A 3,366-nucleotide genomic window follows, 5' to 3' on the forward strand; every position below is an offset into this window, starting at 1 on the left:
TGGATCGCTTGCACGGCCAGCCGTATGAGCCGCTGCATCCCTTGCTCGCCGAAGTGCTCAAAGAAACGTTTGGCGTGATGGTCTATCAAGAGGACGTGAGCAAAACCGCGATTGCCCTGGCGGATTTTAGCGCCGATGAAGGCGAGCAATTGCGCAAGGTGTTGACCAAGAAGCATGCCGAGAAAAGGCTGGCGGATTTCTGCGACAAATTCTTTAAAGGTTGCCGCCGGCGCGGCCTGGCCATGTCCAAAATCCGCGAGATTTGGGACATGATTTTGAGCTTTTCCGGTTACTCCTTTTGCAAGCCGCATAGCGCCTCCTATGCCATGCTCAGCTTCAAATGTGCTTGGCTCAAAGTCCATCATCCTGCCATTTTCATGGCTGCGGTGATTTCCAACCAGGGCGGCTATTATTCCACCCAGGCCTATTTGAGCGAGTGCCGGCGTTTGGGCTTGGAGATTCTCCCGCCGGATATTAACCATAGCGAGTGGAAGTACAAGGGTGAAGGCAAGACTGTGCGTGTGGGGTTGATGCAGCTCAAAGGCGTCGAAGCCGCTGCGGTGCAAAGGCTGCTCGATGAGCGCCAGTGTCATGGCCCGTTCAAGAGCTTCTGGGATTTTCGGCGGCGTGTGGTCATGGCGCCCTCAGATATGCGCGTGATGATCAAGGCGGGTTTATTCGATAGTGTAGAGCCGGAGTTGTCGCGGCCAGCTTTGATCTGGCTTTTGCGCTATACCACGAACGCCGGCAGCCTGGTAGAGGATGACGCAAGCTGGTATGAGACGCAACTGCCTCAAGCCCAAAAGCTCAGGGACTACAGCCCTGGCCTAAAGCAGCAGCACGAGTTCAATGCGCTGGGCGTTTTGTACAGCGGCAACATGCTGGCGTTGTTCAAGGCGAAAATCGCGCCCATTAAAAGGATTTTTGCGCAAGACCTGCCGCGCTGTGCCGGCAAGCACGTGCAACTGGTGGGATGGCTGGTGACAAGCAAGCTGGTGCGCACGGCGAATGATGAAGCGATGGAGTTTTACTCATTTGAAGACGAAACCGCAATTTTCGAAACCGTGTTTTTTCCAAAGGTGTATCGTCAATTTTGCCATCTGATGGCGCAAAACCACCGGCCTTTTCTGTTGCGCGGCTGGGCGCAGAATGATCGCGGGGCGATTTCGCTGAATGTGACGTTCGTGCGGCTGCTGTAGAAAGGTTCCTGAACGGAGATTCGTGCAAAATGAAAAAGCTCCTGAAGCGACCGGATTGAACCTTGACCGTTTGGGGGGGAACGGAAAGGTTCCCACTCCAGGAGCGCTGGCCGTAAGATACCAGGGCAAGCGAAAAATGCAATAGGGTAAATCATCTTTTCCCCGTTGTTTTCTCGCCAATTTATTGTCAGCACCGCATGACATTTTCCGCAATCGCAGCCAAGTGCGGATAAATTCAGGAGCATTCCTTTGGCTGAGGATGGGGCTTTCCAAGCCTTTACAGATTTTGACTCACATTCAGGATGAATGGAACATCACCATGAAAAAACGGGGCACCCGCACACGAAAAAGCGCATCTGTGGCCAAAGTAGGGAACTACCGCCACAATTCAGCAAGCAGCGTTATCAGGCCGGACGTTGGCGTTCAGCCGCTTTTTAACAAAAGGAAACCGCCCCAGCGTTACCGCTATGACTCTTCGCTCTCGCCGGCGCTCGATTGGGACGGCAGCAACTCGGCGCGTGAACATGGAGAATGGCTGATCGCGTGCATCGAGCAAGCCTCCCGCTTAGACCCTCCCCACCGGTTCGCAGAAGTCCAACAATTCAAAGACCCAAGTGGACGCACGATTGCATCTGTGCGTGGGCTGCAAGACGCGATTGATCAACTGAAACGCATTTCCAAGCCCTTTCTCAATTGGGCCGGAAAGGCGGAGCGGCTTTCATTTGAAGCGCCGACGCTTCCGCTTTTCATTCACGAGCGGCTTTCGACGCAGGCCATTTTGGAAACGATTAAAGGGCACGAGCGCGACAAACAGCTTTCACTTTACGATCTTTTTGGAGATCGCGAGCACTCGCCCAATGATATGTTGCTACGCGCCTATGAGCATCCGAACGGCTGGGCCAACCGTATGATTCTGGGCGATTCGTTGAGTGTTATGAATTCGCTGCTGCAATATGAAGGTATGGCTGGACAAGTGCAGATGATTTATCTTGACCCGCCATATGGTGTGAAGTTCGGAAGCAATTTTCAGCCGTTCATACGTCCCAAGCGAGAAATAAGACACAACAATGATGAGGACATGACGCGAGAACCAGAAATGGTAAAAGCGTATCGTGATACCTGGGAACAGGGTGTCCACTCTTACCTGACCTATCTGCGCGACCGTCTGCTCCTTTCCCGTAAGCTGCTCACTGAGAGTGGTAGTGTGTTTGTGCAAATAGGTGAAGAGAATGTCCATCTGGTCAGAACAATGTTGGACGAGATATTTGGTGTTGCGAATTTTGTATCATTATTATCAGTTTTCAAGACCACGACTCCAAGAAGCCTGATCGACAATAATTTATTCTATATCGTTTGGTATGCAAAGGAAAAAGAGTTGTTGAAATATAGGCAATTATTTGTTGATAAACCATGTGCCGAATGGGCACGAGAAACTGAAGGAGGGTCCTGGGGGGTCACGATCAATGGCATCGACCGGCCACTGACTCCTGAAGAGAAAAACAACACTACGCTTCTTCCGAATGATGCTAAAGTTTATCAGCTATCAGGCCTAACTTCAGCAGGAGAGTCTCGTGATACGAAACCATTCGGTTTTAGAGGTACAGACTATTATCCTGGCACTGGAAATCATTGGAAAACATCTGTTGAAGGCCTGGAGAATTTGGCCAAGAAGGGCAGGATAGAAACACGAGGTGGAAAACCATGGTTTAAAAAATATCATATCGACTATCCAGTTAAGAGGCTTACCAACGTCTGGGTTGACACCTCAGGTAAAGCCAATGAACGATGGTATGTAGTACAGACCCAAAACAAAGTAATTGAACGCTGCCTTCTCATGACCACCGACCCAGGCGACCTCGTACTCGACCCAACTTGCGGCAGCGGTACTACCGCCTGTGTTTCGGAACAGTGGGGTCGGCGCTGGGTGACTATAGATACTAGCCGCGTGCCGCTGGCTCTTGCACGCCAACGCCTACTAACGGCAATCTTCCCATATTTTGAACTACAAGATGAGACGCGCGGGCCGATTGGAGGTTTCGTCTATAAACAAAAGCAGAATCGCAAAGGCGAAGAAATCGGCGGCATTGTGCCACACGTCAGCCTTGAATCCATTGCCAATGATAAGCCTGCCAAAGAAGAAGTGCTGGTAGATCGCCCTGAAGTGGTT

Annotated in this window: 2 protein-coding genes; both read left to right on the forward strand. The window is 51.3% G+C overall.

The genetic code is table 11. From position 1 onward, the window contains the following. Window positions 1–1,199: DNA polymerase III subunit alpha (locus FBQ85_28310; GenBank protein ID MDL1879037.1), on the forward strand; the 1,199-nt coding region annotated here is incomplete at its 5' end. A gap of 184 nt (window positions 1,200–1,383) precedes the next feature. Beyond that, on the forward strand, window positions 1,384–3,366 hold a 1,983-nt coding region (locus tag FBQ85_28315), incomplete at its 3' end, for a site-specific DNA-methyltransferase (protein ID MDL1879038.1).

This window comes from Cytophagia bacterium CHB2 (assembly GCA_030263535.1).
In the GTDB taxonomy this organism is placed as follows: domain Bacteria; phylum Zhuqueibacterota; class Zhuqueibacteria; order Zhuqueibacterales; family Zhuqueibacteraceae; genus Coneutiohabitans.